Here is an 18,966-nt window from a genome sequence, read left to right on the forward strand (position 1 = left end):
GATGGCTTCGATATTCAAAGGGCATGCTCCTGCGCGAACGCCGCGGCGGCGCCGTACAGGCCCGGCTGCGGGTGCGTGATGAGCTTCACCGGAATGGAGGACATCAGACCCTGGAACCGGCCCTTGGCGACGAACCGCTGGCCGAAGCCCGACTGCAACAGATGGTCCTTCAAGCGCAAGCCCAGACCGCCGGCGATCACCACGCCGCTCGGGCCGTGGCACAGCGCCAGGTCGCCGGCGACGGCGCCCAGGCTGAGGCAGAAGCGGTCGAGCGCGGCCACGGCCAGCTCGTCCTTGCCCTCGAGCGCGAGCGTCCAGATCGCCTTGTCGTCCAGCCGGTGGACCGGCTTGCCCTCGAGCTCGGCCAGGGTCTCGTAGAGCGAGACGATCGCCGGCCCCGCCGCCACGCGCTCCTTGGAAACCCGGGTATAGGTCTTGCGCAGCCGCTTCACGAGTGCATCCTCGATCGGATCGAGCGGGGCGAAGTCGCTATGGCCGCCCTCGGTGGCGATCACGTCGTAACCGGCGCGGTGACGGAAGACCTGCGCCACGCCCAGGCCGGTGCCCGGCCCGCACACGGTGATCGAGCCCTTCTCGGGCAGCGCTTCCTCGGGCCCGCAAAGGTGCAGGAAATGCTCGACGCCCATCTGCGCCACGGCATGGCCGATCGCCTCGAAATCATTGACCACCGTCCAGGTGTCGGCGCCCAGCCGCTCGGGAATCAGGGCAGGGCGGATGATCCAGGGATTGTTGGTCAGCTTGATGATTTCGCCGCCCACCGGCGAAGCCACCGCAAGCGCCGCAGCCTTCGGCAATTCCCGGCCCAGCGCCTCGCCATAGGCCTGCCAGGCGAGTTGCAGGCTGGCATGCTCGGCGACCTTCTGGGTGATCGGCTCGCTGATCGAGACGACGCGGCCGTTCGCCACTTCGGCAACGGCGAAGCGGGCATGCGTGCCCCCGATATCGACCGCGACGACTTCCATTCGGGCTCCTGATCCTCTCGTCTGCCTGGGTCTGTCAACGTTGCCAGACCCGGCCGGGCCCTTCTTCTCCGATGTGGCGCAGAAGTAAAGGGCGACGTCGAAACTACCCTCCCGGCAAGGGAGGGCGGGAGTGGGTTGGGGCACGGCAATATCGAGCCGGCAAGCGCGGGCCCGCCATGTCGCCGGGCCTCGATCCCCTCCCTTTCCAGGGAGGGGAGGCCAATTACAGGCCCGCTTCCGCCAGCATCGCCGAGGCGCCCCTTTCGGCCTCGTCGCAATGATGGCGCAGCATCGCGAACAGCTCGCGGCCCGTGCCCTGGGCGGGAGCGGGTGTGGCGGCATGCGCGCGCGCTTCCCATTCGGCCGCATCGACCAGGGCGTTGAGCTCGCCTGTCTCCGCGCAGAGCCGCACCACGTCGCCGTCGCGCAGCTTGCCGATCGGGCCGCCGCCCAGCGCCTCGGGACTGAGATGGATAGCGCACGGCACCTTGCCGCTCGCCCCCGACATGCGCCCGTCGGTGACCAGCGCGACCTTGAACCCGCGATTCTGCAGCACGCCCAGCGGCGGCGTGAGCTTGTGCAGCTCAGGCATGCCGTTCGCCTTGGGGCCCTGGAAGCGCACGACCACGATCACGTCGCGTTCCAGCTCGCCGGCCTTGAATGCCGCCTGTACCTCGGCCTGGTCCGCGAATACGCGGCACGGTGCCTCGATCGTCCAGCGCTCGCGCTCGACGGCGCTCACCTTGATGCAGGCGCGGCCGAGATTACCCTTGAGGATGCGGAATCCGCCCTCCGGCGAGAAGGGAGCGTCGGCGGTGCGCAGGATCGTGTCGTCGCCGCTCTCGGCGCCGTGCTCTATCCATTCCAGCGCCTCGCCGGCCATCACCGGCTTGCGGCCATAGTCCGCCATGCCGCCCTTGCCGACAGTGAGCGTGTCGGCGTGCATCAGTCCGGCCCTGAGCAGTTCGCGGATCACGAAGCTCGGCCCGCCGGCGTCCTCGAAGCCGTTCACATCGGCCGAACCGTTCGGATAGACGCGCGCCAGCAGCGGCACCACGCGCGAGAGCCGGTCGAAATCGTCCCAGTCGATCGTGATCCCTGCCGCCCGCGCGAACGCCGGCACATGGATCAGGTGATTGGTCGATCCGCCCGTTGCCAGCAGCACGATTGCCGCGTTCACGATGGCCTTCTCGTCGACCACATGCCCGATCGGGCGATAATCGTCGCCGTTCCAGCCGATCTCGGCGAGCCGGTGCACGGCGGCGCGAGTCAGCTCCTGCCGCAGCTTGGTGCCCGGATTGGCGAAGGCCGCACCCGGCATGTGGAGGCCCATCGCCTCCATCATCATCTGGTTCGAATTGGCCGTGCCGTAGAAGGTGCAGGTGCCCTTGGAGTGATAGGCTGCGATCTCGGCGTCGAGCAGCTCGTCGCGGTCCACCTTGCCCTCGGCATAGAGCTCGCGGATCCGCGCCTTCTCCTTGTTGGCCAGGCCCGAGCGCATCGGCCCGCCGGGCACCAGCACCATCGGCAGATGGCCGAAGCGCAGCGCGCCTATCACCAGCCCCGGCACGATCTTGTCGCAGATGCCGAGCAGCGCCGCGCCCTCGAAAGTGCGATGGGAGAGGGCCACCGCGGTCGACAGCGCGATCGTGTCGCGGCTGAACAGCGACAGCTCCATGCCCTGATAGCCCTGGGTCACGCCGTCGCACATCGCCGGGACGCCGCCCGCCACCTGCGCGGTGGCGCCGGCCTCGTGCGCCCAGATCTTCATCTGCTCGGGATAGCGATAATAGACTGCATGCGCCGACAGCATGTCGTTATAGGCCGTCACGATCCCGATGTTCATCGAGCGTCCGGCCTTCAACTGGTCGCGCTGCTCGTCGGTGCCGGCATAGGCGTGGGCGAGATTGGCGCAGCCGAGCTTCGGCCGATCGTTGCCCGACGCACGCTCGGCATCGATCAGCGCGAGATAGGCGCGGCGCTTCGCCTTGGAGCGCTCGATCACGCGATCGGTGACCGCGGCGATTTCGGGGTGGAGCTGGATCATGCACTCATTCCATTTGCGCTAGCTGTTCCCCGGCGAAGACGGGGGCCGGTCCCGGGCCGGCACCTGAGGTGCCCGAACCTCTTGAACGACGTTGCAACTGAACCCCGGCCGTTGCCGGGGAGCAGGGAAAGCATCATGCCGCCCAGTGAATATCCACCGGCAGCTCGACATCGGCAAGCACGCGGCCGACCGGATAGGACGACGACGCGCCCTGGTCGATCGCTGCTTCCAGCACTTCCTTCTTGGCCTCGCCGGTCACTGCGATCATCAGCGCGCGGGCCGAGACGATGGCGGCACGCGACAGCGTGACGCGGGCGACCGGGGCTTCGGGGGGAAGGGGATCGGGCATCACGCCCAGCGCGCGGCGCTCCTTCGGCCCGTTCAGCGCCTCGTCGAAATCGGGGCCGGGGAAGATCGAGGCGCAATGCCCGTCGCCGCCCACGCCGAGCAGGCAGAGATCGAGCGGCCAGTGCACGTCCTGGAGCAGCGCGTCGGCCGAGCGGCCCGCGGCCTTGTAGTCCGGCGCCTTGTCCGAGACGAGCGGGATCACCCGCGCACCCTTGGGGATGAAGATCTTGCCGATCGCAGTGACGTTTGACAGCGGATCGCCCAGCGGCACGATGCGATCGTCGCCGGGCACGATCGTCACGCGCTTCCAGTCGATCTTGGCCTTGGCCAGCTTCTCGTAGATCGGCAGCGGGGTCTTGCCGCCGGCCAGCGCGATCACCGCGGCGCCGCGCGCGTCGATCGCGCTCTCGATGATGAAGCCGATATCGCCCGCGACGGCCTCCGCCATCTCGTCGGCATCGTCATAATCCCACCATTCGATTTCGGTCGTCATGTCAGCTCCTTGGAATTCTTCTTAGGTGGGTGTCGTTCAAACGGTCCGGAAGGCCTTTGGCCCAATCCTCTCTCTCCGGGAGAGGATCGCGAAGGTCACTCGTTCCATGTCACGCCGTCGCGCTCGGTCAGCGCGATCGAGGCGCTCGGCCCCCAGCTGCCCGAGGCATAGGGCCTGGGCTTCACGCCGCCGGCCTTCCAGCCTTCGCGGATCGCGTCGATCCATTCCCATTGCGCCTCGACTTCGTCGCGGCGGACGAACAGCGTGGGATCGCCTTCGATCAGGTCCAGGAACAGCCGCTCATAGGCGATGCGGCGGCGCGTTCCGGCGAACTCATGCTCGAGGCTCAGGTTCAGCGGCACTTCCTTCAGGCGGATGCCCTCGCGATCCAGCCCGGGCTGCTTCGCCATCACGCGCAGCTGGATATACTCCTCGGGCTGGAGGCGAATCACCAGGATGTTGGGCTGGAGCGTGCCGCCGCGATCCTCGAAGATCGAATGCGGCACCGGCTTGAACTGGATCACGATCTCGCTGCGCCGCTCGGCAAGGCGCTTGCCGGTGCGCAGATAGAAGGGGACGCCGTGCCAGCGCCAATTGTCGACATGCGCCTTGATCGCGACGAAGGTCTCGGTGTCCGAGGGCTTTTCCAGATCGGTATCGTAGGAGCGGACGATCTCGCCCTTCACCGCGCCGCCGCCATATTGGCCGGTCACGGTCAGGTTCGGCACGTCGGCGCCGGCGATCGGGCGGAGTGAGCGCAGCACCTTCACCTTCTCGTCGCGGATCGAAGTGCCGTCGAAGCGGGCGGGGGGCTCCATCGCGATCAGCGCGAGCAGCTGGAGCATATGGTTCTGCACCATGTCGCGCAGCGCGCCGACATCGTCGTAATAGCCTGCGCGGCCCTCCAGGCCGACCGTCTCGGAGACGGTGATCTGGACATGGTCGATGCCCTGCGCATTCCACACCGGCTCGAACAGCGAATTGCCGAAGCGCAGCGCCAGGATGTTCTGCACCGTCTCCTTGCCGAGATAGTGATCGATCCGGAAAGTGCGCTCTTCCGGAAAGGCCTTGGCGACGATGTCGTTGACGACGCGGCTGGAGGCGAGGTCGACGCCCAGCGGCTTTTCCAGCCCGATCCGGACATTGTCGCCGGTCAGCCCCGCCGATTCGAGCCCCTTGATCGTCGGGCCGAACAGCGAGGGCGCGGTCGACAGGAAGATGGCGAGCCCGCCCGAGATGTCGCCCAGCTTTTCGGCCAGCGCGGCGAAGCCGTCGGTCTTCGAGGCATCGAGCCGCTGGTAGAAGAGCCGCTCGAGGAAGCTGCCGACAGCGCTGTCATCCTTGCGGTCGGCGGGAACGAAATGTTCGAGGGCTTCCCGGGCGAAGGCGCGGAACCCGGCATCGTCATGATCCGAGCGCGCGGTGCCGGTGATGGTCAGGCCCTCGGGCAGCAGCCCGTCGGCATGCAGGCCATAGAGCGAGGGAAGCAGCATTCGCTGGGAAAGGTCGCCGGTGGCGCCGAACAAAAGCAATTTCCCCGCGGGCTGTCGCATGCTTGCCTCTCTATCGTCGTTTCGGCCCCGCGAGACACCAACGCGCCGCAAAGATCAAGGCCGGTGGCAAAGGTTACCAAGGGTAACCGGTGACATCGCAGCGGCGGCAGCACTTTGTCCACTGTCATTTCCGCGAAGGCGAGACCCTTGGGCGGCGGGCATGTGCCGTGGCACGAGATCCCCGCTTTCGCAGGGCTGATGGCGAACATGGCCGCGCCGACCTGCATATTGCCACGCGGGCGTTGCCGCTGCCGCACACAGCCTCTAGATGCGCCGGATGGCCGAGCCCTTCTACATCACCACAGCGATCCACTATCCCAATGGCCGCCCGCATATCGGGCACGCCTATGAGATGATCGCCGCCGACGCGATCGCCCGTTTCCAGCGCCAGCGGGGCCGCGACGTATTCTTTCAGACCGGCACCGACGAACATGGCCTCAAGATGGTCAAGACCGCGCGCGACCGCGACATGACCGCGCGCGAGCTTGCCGACGAGATGTCGTCTTATTTCAGTGAGATGGCAGAGAAGCTTGATATCTCGTGCGATCGTTTCATCCGTACTTCGGAAGCCGATCACTACAAGGCCAGCCAGGCGATCTGGCAGGCGATGGCCGATGCGGGCGACCTGTATCTCGATCGCTACGAGGGCTGGTATTCGGTGCGCGACGAGGCGTTCTACGAAGAGAAGGAACTCGTCGAAGGGGAAGACGGCGCGAAGCTTTCGCCCCAGGGCACGCCGGTCGAGTGGACCGCGGAGGAGACCTGGTTCTTCCGGCTTTCGAAATACCAGCAGCCGCTGCTCGACTTCTACGCCGCCAATCCGGACTTCATTCGCCCGGAAACGCGGCGCAACGAGATATTGCGCTTCGTCGAAGGCGGGCTGGCGGACCTGTCGGTCTCGCGCACCAGCTTCGACTGGGGCGTGCCGGTGCCAGGCTCGCCGGGGCATGTGATGTACGTCTGGGTCGACGCGCTGACCAATTACCTGACCGGAGCGGGCTATCCCGACGACCAGGAACGGCTGGGGCGCTACTGGCCCGCCGATATCCATTTGATCGGCAAGGACATCGTCCGTTTCCACACGGTCTATTGGCCGGCCTTCCTGATGTCGGCGAAGATTGCGCTGCCCAGGCAGGTGTTCGGGCACGGCTTCCTGCTCAATCGCGGGGAGAAAATGTCCAAATCGGTCGGCAACGTCGTCGATCCGATGGCGCTGGCCGAATATTACGGCGTCGACGCGCTGCGCTATTTCCTGCTGCGCGACGTGAGCTTCGGCAATGACGGCACGTTCAGCGACGAGGCGATCGTCACCCGCGCCAATGCCGATCTGTCGAACAGCTTCGGCAATCTCGCCCAGCGCACGCTGGCCTTCATTGCCAAGAATTGCGAGGGACGCATCGAGGCCGGGCGGGCGGAGGAGGCCGATGCGGTGCTGCTCGCCGAAGTGGACACGGCCTGTGCCGGCTTCACCCGCGCGTTCGAGGATCTTGCGCTCAGCCAGGGCGTGGAACTGTGGATGACCGGCGTGTTCGCCTGCAACCAGTATATCGACGCGCAGGCGCCCTGGGGGCTGCGCAAGACCGATCCCGAGCGGATGCACGCGGTGCTCGGCACATTGCTGCGCGCGATCCGGCGCCTTGCCGTCACGATCGAGCCGGTGGTGCCCGGATCGGCGGCGAAGCTGCTGGCGCAACTGGGCGCCGAGGGCGATCCGGACTTCCGCATCGCGGCGCCGACCCCCATCTTCCCGCGCCTGGAGCTGAAGGAAGACGCGTGAACCTCGCCGACAGCCATTGCCACCTGATCTACAAGGGCCTGGGCGAGCAGCAGCCCGAGGTGCTGGCGCGCGCCCGTGCGGCCGGCGTGGTCGCGATGCTCAACATCTCGACTCGCGAGCGCGAATGGGACGAAGTGATCGGCGTGGCCGAGCGCGAAGGCGATGTCTGGGCCTCGGTCGGCATTCACCCGCACGAGGCGGACGAGCACCCCGATATCGATGCGGCCAGGCTGGTCGAGAAGGCGCGGCACCCGCGCGTGGTCGGCATCGGCGAGACCGGGCTCGATTATTATTACGACCATAGCGACCGCGATCGCCAGCGGGCGAGTTTCCGCGCCCACATCGCCGCCTGCCGCGAGACGCAATTGCCGCTGATCGTGCACACCCGCGATGCCGAAGCCGACACCGCCGAGATCCTGCGGGACGAAATGGCGAAAGGGAGCTTCCCCGGCGTGATCCATTGCTTCACCGCGAGCCGGGAGTTCGCCGATATCGCGCTCGCTCTCGGCTTCTATATCTCGATCTCGGGCATCGTGACCTTCAAGAACGCGCACGACTTGCAGGCGACGGCGGCGCGGCTGCCGCTGGAGCGGCTGCTGATCGAGACCGACGCGCCCTTTCTTGCCCCGGTGCCGCATCGGGGCAAGACCGGCGAGCCGGCGTTCGTGGCGGACACTTGCCGCTTCCTCGCCCAGTTGCGCGGCGAGGATCCCGACGCGCTGGCCGATGCGACTCGCGCCAATTTCCACAAGCTGTTCGCCAAGACCCTGGCATGAAGTTCCGCCTCCTCGGCTCGGGGACTTCGTCCGGCGTGCCGCGGATCGGAAACGACTGGGGGGCATGCGACCCCGCCGAGCCGAAGAACCGGCGCACCCGCGCCTCGGCGCTGGTGTGGACCGAGGCGACCCGGATCCTGATCGACACCAGCCCGGACTTTCGCGAGCAGGCACTGGCTGCCGGCATCACCGATCTCGACGCCGTGATCTGGACGCATGACCATGCCGACCATTGCCACGGCATCGACGACCTGCGGCAGATCATGCACGCCCGCGCGGGGGAACCGGTCCGCGGCCTCGCCCGGCCCTTCACGCAGGAGCGGCTCGAGGCGCGCTTCGGCTATGTCTTCAAGGGCAGCAAGCTCTACCGGCCGACCGTGGCGATCGAGGCGCTGCCCGATGCAATCATGATCGGCGATATCCATATCCGGGTGGTGGATCAGCCGCACGGAGGGATAAGCTCTGCGGGGCTGCGCTTCGAGAGCAGAGGGAAATCCATAGTATATGCTATAGATTTCAATGAGATGACGTGGGATATGCGCAACTTGTATCAGAATCCCGATCTCTGGGTGGCCGATTGCCTGCGCCGGGCGCCGCACCCGACGCATGCGGATCTCGATGCCGTGCTGGGCTGGGTGCGGGAATTGGCGCCGCGACGCACGCTGCTCGCGCATATGGACAATTCGATGGACTATGCGACGCTTGCCGCAACGCTTCCCGCCGGAGTCGAGCCGGGCTTCGACGGCATGGAGGTAGCGATATGAGTGACGATCGCATCATCCAGCTGCTGCTGTTGCTCGGTGCGCTGATGCTCGCGCTCAAGGCACTGTCGGCGCAGCGCATCACCTTGCGCGGGATCCTGCAGACGCTGGTGCTGTGGGCGATCATCGGCGTGACGACGGTGATCGTGATGTATCATCGCCAGGAACTGGGCGGGCTGCTGGCGCGCGCGTCGGAGAAGCTCGGCTATGAGCAGCAGGTGGTCCAGGGCGAGACGGTACGCATCAAGATGAGCCCCGACGGACATTTCTGGGCCCGGGTGCAGATCAACGGAGTCGAGCGGCGCATGCTGGTCGACAGCGGCGCGACCATCACTGCGATCTCGAGCGACACCGCCGATGCAGCCGATGTCAAGCCGGCCCTGGCGCCGCCGGTGCTGATCGAAACCGCCAACGGCACGGTGCAGGCGCAGCCGGCGCGGGCCGACAATGTCGCGATCGGGCCGCTGTCGACGCGCGACCTGCCGCTGGTGGTGGGCGACAGCTTCGGCGATCTCGACGTGCTGGGCATGAACTTCCTGTCACGCCTCAAATCCTGGCGCGTCGAGGATCGCACGCTGATCCTCGAGCCGCGCAAGCGCGCCGAATCCCGTGCGGCGGCCCGGCGCTCGCGGGAACGCGAGTAGAGCCCGGCCGGCTGCGGCTACCGCAGGTCCAGCTCGACGCGCTGATAGAGCGCGTCGGGTTCCAGCGCTTCGGTGGAGTAGAGATCGGACTGCGCGTCGAGTTCGGTGACCAGGGTGCGGCGCGGCACTTCCGTCTTGCGGTCCTCGCTGCCATGTTTGCCATGCTTGGTTGACAGCACCGAAGTCAGCCGGCCGGGGCCGGCCCTGTCCGATTTTTTGGCGAAGCGGCGCCACATGCTGCGCGGCGTGGCGTTGCGGCTGCCATGATGGCCGACCTTGTAGAGATCGACGTCATCGAGCAGCGATGCCATGTCCGATTGCAACGCATAGGCCCAGTTCTCGATCTGCGCGTCGCCGGGGAACAACAGGGTCTTGGAACCGGCCTTGAGCAGCAGGATGACGCTGGTGTTGTTCATCTGCGCGTCGAGCGCGCGCACCAGCCCGACCAGCATCTCCGTATTGGCGGCCTCTATCCGCTCCTGAAGCCAGCGATGCTCGAGCAGGGGCTTCGAGCGCAGCCGATACTTGGCATCCGGGAAGAGGAGGTTGCCCTCTCCGCCGATGGCCAGCGCGTCGTTGAGCCGCTTCGGTGCGAGTTGCCAGAACTCGTCGGGATCGCTCGAGCGCTGCTTCCGGATCGTGTCGGTCTGTCGCAGCGTGGGCGGCCCCAGGACATGCACGTCCATGCCGGGAAGCACCGAGGCAAGGCCCAGGTCGCAGCCATGATAGGCATAGCGTTTCTCGCCGGACATGGTCCGCAGATTGTCGATCGCCGATCTGTTCGAGAGATTGTCCTGCCCGATGAACTGGAGCTGCTCGCCCAAGGCCTTGGGGAGGTGGTTCGCCTGGGCGTTGGCGAACGCCACGAGCGCGCCCGCGGCATCCTCCATCGCCTGTAGCGACGCGCGGCGCTGCCGCAGCGCCTGTCCGGTAACGCTGGCGTCGGGGCCCTCCCAATCCACTGGAGCCTCCGGAGCCTCGGTCCAGGGCTGGACGATGACGCGCGGATCGAGGCCGCGGATCACGTCGCCCGATGCCGCGCCGTCCTTGGTCGCGAAGCCGCTGATGTGATCGGCATGGCGATGGGTGGCGACCAGCACGTCTAGGCGCCGGGTCGAATCGCCCTCGCGCACCTTGGTTTCGATGTCCTGGGCGATCCGGAGCATCTGGGTCTTCTCGGCATGTTCGGGCAAGCCGGTCGTGCCGAAGTCGATCAGCATGTGGCGCAGGTCGCCGCCGGGATAGGCGAAGCGCACCAGGATGCAGTCGCCGAAGCCGACCTGATAGGCATAGATCGTCGCAGTTTCCGGAGCTGTCGGCATGTTCAGGCTCCCATGCGTTGCTGATGGAGGATCGCGAAGCGGAGCCGATCGGGCGTTTCGGGCGCGCCGATCTGTCCGGTGTCGACCATATATTGCGCCCGTGTCAGCTGGCGCTCGGCATCCTCCAGCCGATTGGCGATGTGATATTTGACGCGGCCATATTGATCGAGGATCACCACGCCGCCACCATAGGCGGTATAGCGATCGGTGCTGCGCATGCCCTCCGGCCGCTCGGTGCCGAGCACGGCCTTGAACTCGGCGCCGAACAGGTCGGCGCGCTGCACATATTGGCAGACCGTCTCGTGCAGGGCGATGCCGTCGGGGCCGATCCGGCTCGCCGGGTCGATCGAGATCACTTCGGAATAGGCGCGGGCGCTCAGGCCCAGCGTCTCGCGATTTTCCCACAGGAAGCGAAACAGCTCGTCGGGGCTGCGCGTCATCGCCTGGTAGTTCGACCGGGCATAGGTCAGCGCACCATCGGCCGGATAGCGCTGCCAGCACCCGTCGGCGTCGCAGGTTCCGGCCTGGGGGCGGATGCCGTAGCGTTCGAAGGTCGCACGGATCACCGCGCGATATCCCCATTCGTCCTCGGGCACCAGCTCGCGGTCGGCGGTCAGCAACGCGCTGAGATACTGGCCGAAGTCGAGATCGGTCGGCGGGCAGTAGTCGAGCGCGCGGATCGCCATGTTGAGCAGGTGCCCGGCCAGCTTCGTGCCTTCCTCGACGACGGAGTCGAGATTGTAGCTGTCGCCGGCGAAGCGTCCGAGCTCGGCGATCCGATCGCTCCATAGCTCGACAAAGGCGTTCATCATCGCGGCGACGATGATCTCGCCGCGCGCATGCTCTTCCACTTCGCCATGGAGCGTCCGGACCGCTTCGGGCGTGAGTTCGACCGACCGGCGGAGCGCCCCCCGCTGGCCCGTCTCGAGCGCTTCGCCGACCTCGCGGGCGACGCCCAGCAGGATGGACTTGCGGATCGCCTCGGCGGTCAGCTTGCTCACCGCCACCAGCCGGATCGTGCGATCCGCGTCGACGAAGTGCCCGTCCTCCCCGATCGCAGCGGCGACGACAGGCTTGAGCGAGAAGATCGACAGCAGGGCGACTATGTCGGCAAAGCCTTCGTGAAACGCCGCCTGGTCGGGGCCCGAAGGCTCGGTGAATCGCGACCGCAGACCGTCCAGCAGCGCATGCGCCGTCTCGTGCGCGACGATGTCGTGGCTGAGGCAGGTGAAGACCGGCTGCCCGTCCTGCCGGAAGAAATAGCCGAACATCAGCGCCCGGTCGGGCTCCGAATAGAAAGCGTTCGCCTGAGCGAAGGCGTGCGGGGCGATATGCAACTGGTGACCGCCGGAACTCCAGCTCACGCGCCGCCCCAGCGCCCGCTCGAACGCGCCCAGGGTGCGCATCGCGATCGCATAGGCGTTCTGCGCGTGGAAATTCGGATCGGCGAGCAGGCGATGCTGATAGGCCGGATCCTGGCGCGTCTCGCCGGGGCGGGGTGCGAAGGGGTCGATCAGCGTTCCGTCGCCGGTCTGATATTTCTGCTCGTCGAGATAGGTGCGCCGCTCGGTCGCGTTATAGTCGACGACCTTGATCCGGTAGCCGGTCGGCCCCTTGGCAAGGATTTCCGCCGGGACGCTGACTTCGACGAATGCCATGGGTCCCCCCGGACCGAGGCGCAGTCCGGGATCCTTGGCGATGATCGTGAGCTTGCGTGTCGGCGGCGGCTCGGACATGCGCTTCCTCCCCTGAATTTCCCCTGGATGCAAGGTAATCGTTTCACTTCCTGAAGCCAAGCGATCCACGGCATTGGATAAACCGATTGCCTGGAAACCATGTCCGTTTCGGTGCTTCTTCGATGTCACTCGCTTTCTCGTATATTTTTCTATCATATTCGTCGTAAGGCGATTGCAAGTGCTATGAATTTATGAGCATTCGGATGAGAATACATCGACGCGCAACCTTATTTTCTATTCGATTTCCGGGCGAGTGCGTTCGAGATTCGGGTCCGGCGCGATGGGATCGTCCGGATGTGAGCAGTCTCGGGCCGGCGGTCGGAATGCCGCGGCTCCTTGTGCAAATTTCGGAAACTTTGCCCCGCTCCGGCGCAGCTAGTGCTTGAGTGGAGTAAGACACTCGGTGATAGTCTTTTCATGACCTTGGCCATCGTTCCGCTCATGCCGCTCGAACGCGGACAGCTTCATGTTATCCGGCTGCGCGCCATCCGCACCGCGGCCATCCTGCTCGCGGCGGCGATAGCGGGCGAGTTCTTCGTGCCGGGGCTGCCGATGCAGGGGGCGATCGTCGCGCCGGTGCTGCCGCTCGTCCTGTGGACCGCCGGCTTCGCGCCGGGACGGCGCTGGCGGCGTTGGGGCTACGCCTTCACGGGCGGCGAACTCCATGTCGAGCATGGCCTGTGGACACGGGTGCACACGATCGTCCCGACGCTCCGCGTCCAGCATATCGACGTGGCGCAGGACGTGCTCGAGCGACTGTTCGGCGTGGCGACTCTGGTCCTCCACACGGCGGGCACCGAAGCCAATGTCGTGATCCTGCCCGGCATCGCGCGCGCGACCGCCGAGGAGATACGCGACGCGATCCGCGAGCGCATCGGCAGCGCGCAACATGATTGATCGGGGCGATGCGCCACGGCGGCTCCACATCCTCACGGTGATCCTGCGCTTCGCGATGCGCGCGCCTTCCACGGTCATCGTCCCGCCGCTGATCCTCGGCTTTGCCGGTCGCGAGTTCCACCCGGCGCTGGCGCTGGGTGCCTTTGCCGCCATCGCCGCGGTGGTGATCGTTTCCACCTGGCTGGGCTGGTGGAGCTTCACCTACCGGATCGGTGCGGAGGAAGTGCTGATCCAGCACGGCGTTCTCCAGCGCCGCCGCCGTTCGATACCGCGCGGCCGGATCCAGGATGTGTCGATCGAGCGCGGCCCCTTCGCCCGCATCTTCGGACTGGCGGTGGTCAGGCTGGAGACGGGTGGCGGAGAAGCCGAGGAGGCCATGCTCGACAGCGTCTCCATGGCTGAAGCCGAGCGTCTGCGCGCCCTGCTGCGCGGCCGGCGGGTGGCGCCGGAAATACGGGCCGGCGCCGAGACGCCCGTGGAGCCCGACCGTCATCTGGTCTTCGCCATGTCGCTTGGCCGCGTGCTGTTGAGCGGGGCATTCGGCTTCTCGATGATCTGGATCGCGGCGATCTACGGTGCGATCCATTCGCTCGACCGGGTGCTGCAGTTCGATTGGGAGAAGCTGTTCGGCGAGGCCGAGCGCATCGCCTTCGCCCGGTTCAGCATTCTCGGCCTGTTCCTGGTGCTGGCGATGGCTCTGCTGCTGTGCGTGATCGCCGGCGTGGTGCGCACGCTGCTCAAGGACTATGGCTTCGTGCTCACGCATGAGCCTGGCCGTTTCCGCCGTGTCCGGGGGCTGGTCACGCGGTCCGAAGCCGTCATCGCCGACCGCCGCATCCAGCTCGGCCTGATCCGCCGGGGAGCGATCAGCGGGCGGCTGGGCTGGAACGCCGTGGAAGTGCAGACGCTGGGGGGCAGCGCCGATCGATCGGGGCGGCAGGAAATGGCACCCTTCGCCACTGCGGAGGAAGCGGCGGAGGTGATCGCCGCCACGCCGCTGCCGCCCTTCGAACGCCTCGGGCTGCGCCCGGTGGCGGCGGCGCATATTCTACGCTCGGCGATCCGCCACGGGGCGCCGCTTGCGCTGATCCTGGGGATTGGCGGCTTCTTTCTGGCGCCGCTCTGGTGGGGACTGCTGCTTGCGCCCGGGCCGGTGATCGTCGCGTGCTTCCAGCGTGCCCGGCATCGCTACGCGCTGCGCGAAACCAGCCTGCAGGTGATGCGCGGCGTGCTTTCCCAGCGCGACTGGATCGTGCCGATCGAATCGATCCAGGCACTCACCGTGCGGCGCAGCTGGCTGCAACGCCGGCTGGGTGTGGCGACGGTGAGAGTGGATACGGCCGGGGCAAGCGGCTGGCATCGCCCCGATGTGAGCGATGTTCCCCTCGATTCCGCCCTGGAACTGGCGCGGGCGCTGGCGGCGCGAGTCGATTAGCGCGGTTCGGCCGCCGGCTGCGGTGTCGGTGAGGGCCTGGGAGCAGGCAGGCTGAAGCTCACCATGCCCTTGCCCTGCGCAGGCACCCCGGCGGGGGCGCCGGCCGGCGGCGCCGCCGCGTCGGTCTTGCGCCGGATGCCGGCGAGCGGCGTTGGCGCGGCGAGCGGCGTCGCCCCGGGGATCGGCAGCGCGGCTGCGACAGGCGCCGCCTCCGCCGGGATCTGGGCGCGCATGCACTGGACCGGGCTAGGCCGGCGGAACTGACCGCAGTTCCACAGCGCCTTGGCAAAGCCCTGGGTCTCGTCGCGCAGATAGCTGAACGACATGGTCGAAACCTGGGCACTGGACAGCGGCAGCCTGGCCGGAGTCTGTTTCGAATCCGCCCAGGCCATGAACTTGCAATAGGGCCGCTCGCCGCAGGTACGAATCGCCAGCGCCGCGAAGGCGTCCGGATTGATTCCCCTGGGCAGGGTGAGCATGAAGTTGTTCGATTCGCCGCCCTCGGCCGCCATCGGCGCGGGCACCGCGCTTTGCGGAATCGAGGCGGGGTCGACAAAGGCTCCGTCGGTACCGACTGCGCCGGGCAGCAATGCCTCGAGCGAAGGATCGCTCTGGAAGGCGCCGGGCGAAAGGCGGGCCATCAGCGCGATATTGGGTTCGATGCCCGCATAGGTGCGATTGAACGCCGGCGGCGTTCCCCACCAGCCCGTCCAGCGGAAGAAGAGATGCGTATGCACCTCCGTGATCTTCTCGAGGCTGGCGCTCCAATAGGGGACCACCCAATCGGTATGGTAGTGCGTCGCATGGCCCACCGGCTTGTAGACCGCGCCCGTCAACGCGGTGCGAGCGACATAGCGGGCGCGCTCCCAGGCGGCAGCGGTGGGCGCATAGCGCAGCATCGCTCCGTCGCAGGTGAAGGTGAACTGGCAACCGGTCGACCGCTCCGAGCCCTGGAACACGACGCCGCAGATCGTCTTGGGGAAGGCGGGGTGGCGCGCACGGTTGATGATGACCTGCGCGACCGCGCGCTCGCCCACCGCGTCATCGCCCGCCTCGTAATATACGGCTGCGGCCAGGCAATCGACTGCGCGGGCCCGGCTGTCCTCCGCACCGTAGATGTTGAACGGGCGCGCCGCCGGATTGGGCAGAGGCGAGAAGGGAATGGAAGCATTCCAGGCGCGGGCATCGTCGGGGGTGACGACCTGAAGCTCGACCGGCTCGACTTCGGGCAATTCGGTCTTCGGCACCACGCGATGTGACACCTTCACCGGCATGGGCTTGTGCACCGCCGTGCGCGGCGTCTGGGCCACCAGCCACAATGGCAGGACGATTGCCGCGAGCGTGACCAAGCCGAGCAGTGCGACCAGCATCGGCGGCACGCGGGCGGAGAGCGCTCCGGGGGCGGGAAGGGCAGCGAGGGTCGGCATGGGGTCGCCGCCCATAACGCAGAAGTCGCGCAGTTGGAACCATTGCGGCGCCGGAACGCCGCAATGCCCGGGTCAGCACCTCCGGCGCGAACTCAGTTCGGCCAGAAGCCGGTCGCCTCGCACATGTCCCAATGATCGGCCGTGCCGAGCTTGCACGCCGCCGCGGTGGCGCCCGAACAGAGCCTGATTTCACGCTGATAGCGCTTGTAGCAGCTTTCCGGACGGATGGGCGCGGCCCGCGGCGGCGAGGCAAGCGCCGCCGTCCTCACATGCTTGGGCCTGGAAACTGGGGCGGCCGCCACACCGCGCGCTTCGGCCGGCGTCTCCAGCCCGCGCTGCTTCCCCCCGAAAGCAAGCGGCCACCCCAGATAGATGGCGAGCATGATGCTCACCAGGATCATTGCATTGCGCACGAAGTTCCCCCCGGAAACGACGTTCTCCCCGACTCGGGAAGCTTAGCGTTAATCCGGCGTTAATTCCAGTGCTTCAGCTCTCCGGAAGGAAGTCCGGCACGCTCAGATAGCGTTCGCCTGTATCATAATTGAACCCCAGGATACGGGCGCCCTCAGGGAGGTCCGGCAATTTCTGCAGAATCGCGGCCAAAGTCGCGCCCGAGGAGATGCCGACGAGCATGCCTTCCTCGCGTGCGGCGCGGCGGGCCATATCCTTGGCGACGCCCGCATCGACCTTGATCACTCCGTCGATCGCGTCGGTATGCAGGTTGCGTGGCACGAAGCCGGCGCCGATGCCCTGGATCGGGTGCGGGCCGGGCTGGCCGCCCGAGATGACCGGCGAGAGCTCGGGTTCGACGGCATAGACCTTGAGGCTGGGCCAGTGCTTCTTGAGCGTCTCGGCGACGCCCGTGATATGGCCGCCGGTGCCGACGCCCGTGACGATCACGTCGATCGGCGAATCGGCGAAGTCGTTCAGTATCTCCTGCGCAGTGGTGCGCACGTGCACATCGATGTTCGCCGGGTTCTCGAACTGCTGCGGCATCCAGGCGCCAGGAGTCGTCTCGACGATCTCCATCGCACGCTCGATCGCGCCCTTCATGCCCTTCTCGCGCGGCGTGAGATCGAAGGTCGCGCCATAAGCGAGCATCAGGCGTCGGCGCTCGATGCTCATGCTCTCCGGCATCACCAGGACGAGCCTGTAGCCCTTCACTGCCGCGACCATCGCCAGGCCCACCCCGGTGTTGCCGCTGGTCGGCTCGACGATGGTGCCGCCCGGGCGCAGGCTGCCGTCCTTCTCCGCCGCCTCGATCATCGCCAGCGCGATGCGGTCCTTGATCGAGCCGCCCGGATTGGTCCGCTCGGACTTGATCCAGACTTCGGCGTCCGGGAACAGCTTGCCCGCCCGGATATGGGGCGTGTTGCCGATCGTCTCGAGGATCGTATTGGCCTTCATGTCATCATCTCCTTGGGAGGAATCTCGAGATTGGCCGGAGGATCGAAGGTGCGAGCCCGCCTGAGCTCCGGAAATAGCTTGGCCCATGCCAGTGTGACAAGGATCGCGCCGATGCCGCCGCCCACCACTGCGGCGACCGGACCGATCAGCGCGGCGAGGAAGCCCGATTCGGCCTCGCCCAGCTCGTTCGAGCCCGAAATGAACAAGGTCGAGACCGCGCCGACGCGCCCGCGCATCTCGTCCGGCGTGTAGAGCTGGATCAGCGACTGGCGGACATAGACCGAGACCATGTCCGCCGCGCCGAGCACGAACAGGGCGAACAGCGCGACCATTACCGCCGGGGCAGTATCATGACCCACCGCCGCCGGGCCCAGCACCGGCACGAGCAGCGGCGCGGACAGGCCGAAGATCACGGTCGCCACGCCGAACAGCGCGACTGCGAGCAGCATCTTCACGCCGACATCGCTCTTGAGCGGCCGCCAGGAGAAGAACACCGCCGTGGTCACCGCTCCCACCGCCGGGGCGGCGCGCAGATGGCCGAGCCCTTCCGACCCTACCTGAAGGATGTCGCGGGCATAGACGGGCAGCATCGCAGTCGCGCCGCCGAGCAGCACCGCGAACAGGTCGAGCGAAATCGCGCCGAGCACGAGCCGGTTGCGACGGACATAATGGAGCCCGTCGATCATCTGTGCCCAGGGGCTGCCGTTGAACTTGCGCGCGCTGCGCGGCACGTCGCCGATCAGCATGAGCAGCACGAAGGAGAGCAGGAACAGCCCGCCCGCCACCGCATAGGACAGCCAATCGGCCGCGGCATAGAGATAGCCGCCCATCGCGGGCCCGATCACCGTGCCGATCTGCCACGAAAGCGAGCTGAGCGCGATTGCGGTGGGCAGGATCGCCTTGGGAACCAGATTGGGCGAAAGCGCGCTCAGCGCCGGGCTGGCAAAGGCACGCGCCACGCCGAGCAGCGCGGCGATCCCGAACAGCGCGGGCAGGCTGATCATGTGGGTATAGGTCAGCACGCCCAGGCTGATCGCGCAGAATGCCTCGAGCGCCAGGGCGGCGCGGGCGATCCAGCGCCGGTCGAGCCGATCCGCCACCCAGCCGGCGAAGAGCGAGAGGAACAGCAGCGGCAGGAACTGGGCGACCCCGATCAGCCCGAGCTGGAAGGCGGCTTCCTTCACCGACATCGTCCGGCGGGCGATGTCGTACACCTGCCAGCCGATCACGATCACCATCGCCATCTGCCCCAGCGTCGCCGAGAGCCGGGCGAGGAAATAGTAGCGGAAATTGGGAACGGCGAACGGATGCTTTGCTTCGGCGGCCATGCATCCGCCTCTAGGCGCTTCCGCGACGCAAC

General features: G+C 66.9%; 16 protein-coding genes. 6 read left to right on the plus strand and 10 right to left on the minus strand.

From position 1 onward, the window contains the following. Nucleotides 1–14 precede the first annotated feature (14 nt). The 4 genes from glk to zwf form a co-directional block, all read right to left on the minus strand. Complete coding sequence (gene glk / locus FFS08_RS06445; RefSeq protein ID WP_137864722.1) at nt 15–983, minus strand: glucokinase; 969 nt, start codon at nt 981–983, stop codon at nt 15–17. A 223-nt stretch (nt 984–1,206) separates the two neighbouring features. Further along, on the minus strand, nt 1,207–3,030 hold the full coding sequence (gene edd, locus FFS08_RS06450) for a phosphogluconate dehydratase (RefSeq protein ID WP_137864721.1): 1,824 nt from the start codon (nt 3,028–3,030) through the stop codon (nt 1,207–1,209). Between the two features lie 133 nt (nt 3,031–3,163). After that, on the minus strand, nt 3,164–3,871 hold the full coding sequence (gene pgl / locus FFS08_RS06455) for a 6-phosphogluconolactonase (protein ID WP_137864720.1): 708 nt from the start codon (nt 3,869–3,871) through the stop codon (nt 3,164–3,166). Nucleotides 3,872–3,966: 95 nt separating this feature from the next. Next, on the minus strand, nt 3,967–5,424 hold the full coding sequence (gene zwf, locus FFS08_RS06460; RefSeq protein ID WP_137864719.1) for a glucose-6-phosphate dehydrogenase: 1,458 nt from the start codon (nt 5,422–5,424) through the stop codon (nt 3,967–3,969). Nucleotides 5,425–5,701: 277 nt separating this feature from the next. Here zwf and metG point away from each other — a divergent pair, with 277 nt between their 5' ends. Genes metG through FFS08_RS06480 form a run of 4 tightly spaced genes read left to right on the plus strand, consistent with a single transcriptional unit; the run spans nt 5,702 to nt 9,382 of the window. Next, nucleotides 5,702–7,201, plus strand: coding sequence for a methionine--tRNA ligase (metG, locus tag FFS08_RS06465; RefSeq protein WP_137864718.1), 1,500 nt, complete (start codon nt 5,702–5,704; stop codon nt 7,199–7,201). Next, nucleotides 7,198–7,977 carry a TatD family hydrolase gene (locus FFS08_RS06470; protein WP_137864717.1) on the plus strand — a complete coding sequence of 260 codons (780 nt, stop codon included), beginning with the start codon at nt 7,198–7,200 and terminating at the stop codon, nt 7,975–7,977. The genes metG and FFS08_RS06470 overlap by 4 nt, the downstream gene beginning before the upstream one ends. After that, complete coding sequence (locus tag FFS08_RS06475) at nt 7,974–8,741, plus strand: MBL fold metallo-hydrolase (protein WP_137864716.1); 768 nt, start codon at nt 7,974–7,976, stop codon at nt 8,739–8,741. The genes FFS08_RS06470 and FFS08_RS06475 overlap by 4 nt, the downstream gene beginning before the upstream one ends. Next, the gene (locus tag FFS08_RS06480) at nt 8,738–9,382 is read left to right on the plus strand and encodes a retropepsin-like aspartic protease family protein (protein WP_137864715.1); all 645 of its coding nucleotides are present in this window, start codon (nt 8,738–8,740) and stop codon (nt 9,380–9,382) included. The genes FFS08_RS06475 and FFS08_RS06480 overlap by 4 nt, the downstream gene beginning before the upstream one ends. 17 nt (nt 9,383–9,399) lie before the next feature. Here FFS08_RS06480 and FFS08_RS06485 read toward each other — a convergent pair whose 3' ends face one another. Both FFS08_RS06485 and FFS08_RS06490 read right to left on the minus strand, forming a co-directional pair. Further along, on the minus strand, nt 9,400–10,704 hold the full coding sequence (locus FFS08_RS06485) for a ComEC/Rec2 family competence protein (protein WP_137864714.1): 1,305 nt from the start codon (nt 10,702–10,704) through the stop codon (nt 9,400–9,402). Between the two features lie 2 nt (nt 10,705–10,706). Next, nucleotides 10,707–12,440, minus strand: coding sequence for a gluzincin family metallopeptidase (locus FFS08_RS06490; protein WP_137864713.1), 1,734 nt, complete (start codon nt 12,438–12,440; stop codon nt 10,707–10,709). Between the two features lie 417 nt (nt 12,441–12,857). On the opposite strand from FFS08_RS06490, the gene FFS08_RS06495 reads away from it, so the two are divergent. Then, nucleotides 12,858–13,337 (plus strand): PH domain-containing protein, encoded by a 480-nt coding sequence (locus FFS08_RS06495; RefSeq protein ID WP_137864712.1) that lies wholly within the window; start codon nt 12,858–12,860, stop codon nt 13,335–13,337. Beyond that, nucleotides 13,330–14,772 carry a PH domain-containing protein gene (locus FFS08_RS06500; RefSeq protein ID WP_137864711.1) on the plus strand — a complete coding sequence of 481 codons (1,443 nt, stop codon included), beginning with the start codon at nt 13,330–13,332 and terminating at the stop codon, nt 14,770–14,772. Before FFS08_RS06495 ends, FFS08_RS06500 begins: the two co-directional genes overlap by 8 nt. Here the strand turns inward: FFS08_RS06500 and FFS08_RS06505 are convergent. From FFS08_RS06505 to FFS08_RS06520, 4 genes are all read right to left on the minus strand, one after another. Continuing rightward, entirely contained in the window at nt 14,769–16,199 is a 1,431-nt protein-coding gene (locus FFS08_RS06505) for a cell wall hydrolase (RefSeq protein ID WP_249341259.1), read from the minus strand. The genes FFS08_RS06500 and FFS08_RS06505 overlap by 4 nt on opposite strands. 92 nt (nt 16,200–16,291) lie before the next feature. Continuing rightward, nucleotides 16,292–16,612: a hypothetical protein gene (locus FFS08_RS06510; protein WP_137864710.1), complete on the minus strand. Its 321-nt coding sequence runs from the start codon at nt 16,610–16,612 to the stop codon at nt 16,292–16,294. A gap of 73 nt (nt 16,613–16,685) precedes the next feature. Then, nucleotides 16,686–17,606: a cysteine synthase A gene (gene cysK, locus FFS08_RS06515; RefSeq protein ID WP_137864709.1), complete on the minus strand. Its 921-nt coding sequence runs from the start codon at nt 17,604–17,606 to the stop codon at nt 16,686–16,688. After that, on the minus strand, nt 17,603–18,934 hold the full coding sequence (locus FFS08_RS06520) for an MFS transporter (RefSeq protein ID WP_137864708.1): 1,332 nt from the start codon (nt 18,932–18,934) through the stop codon (nt 17,603–17,605). The genes cysK and FFS08_RS06520 overlap by 4 nt, the downstream gene beginning before the upstream one ends. Nucleotides 18,935–18,966 lie beyond the last annotated feature (32 nt).

Source organism: Sphingomonas sp. 1F27F7B, from assembly GCF_005503355.1.
Taxonomy (GTDB): Bacteria; Pseudomonadota; Alphaproteobacteria; order Sphingomonadales; family Sphingomonadaceae; genus Sphingomonas.